Raw genomic sequence first — 766 nt, forward strand, 5'->3', positions numbered from 1 at the left:
TCCTGCAGGGGCCGCGGCTGCGCAAGAGCAGAAGCAAGCGGATAATAAGAAGGTTCAAATCGACCAGAAGCTGGCCGCCAAGCTGCAAAAAGCTATCAAAATATATGCAGGGAAAGAGATCAAGCTGAAGAATTTCAGTGAGAAGATAGAATTCTCTCCGAGTGCCAAGGTTGATTCCGTAGACGGAAAATATGCTATCCGCTTTATCATTGATAACGGTAAAATATGGGGGATTGATGAAAAGGTCACAATCGATAAAATCAGTAAAGAGGATCAGGAGAAAATCTTGACAGTGTTAAAAAAAGCATATGCAAATAAAACATATGCCTTTAACAAAGAAGTGATTATGCAGCGAGGCTATGATGGCGAAAAAGAAAAACTAGGTGCGAATTTGTCGTATACGTTGACAGGGAAAGATTTTGATGTTTCCTTTGCAAAGGAAAATTCCGCTAAAGAGCTAAAAGGTACTGTTGGTGGTTTTAAGATACAGTTTACCAAGGAAGAGCTCGATCCGAAGCTCCTGGAAACGGCAGTAAAAGCGACAAAAACGGCATTCAATCATGATTTGATGGTTACAAACGCTCAGCTAACTAACGGCATTGGATGGATGCTTGAGGATAAAGATGTATTGGTCGAGATGGAGAGGGGAGAACTCACTAAGGTATCTCATAAAACGCGTAAAGCGGTAACGACTAATAAAGAAATTACGGATAAAGAGGCTAAAGACGTGGTTGCACCGCTTGCCAAGGAATTATTCAATATGGAC

At 41.4% G+C, this 766-nt stretch carries 1 protein-coding gene; it reads left to right on the top strand.

Annotated elements, in window-relative coordinates; translation table 11 throughout:
• Window positions 1–766: hypothetical protein (locus BBG47_RS28270; RefSeq protein ID WP_065294488.1), on the top strand; the 766-nt coding region annotated here is incomplete at both ends.

The organism is Paenibacillus sp. KS1 (assembly GCF_001680695.1).
GTDB classification, from domain to species: domain Bacteria; phylum Bacillota; class Bacilli; order Paenibacillales; family Paenibacillaceae; genus Paenibacillus_B; species Paenibacillus_B suaedae.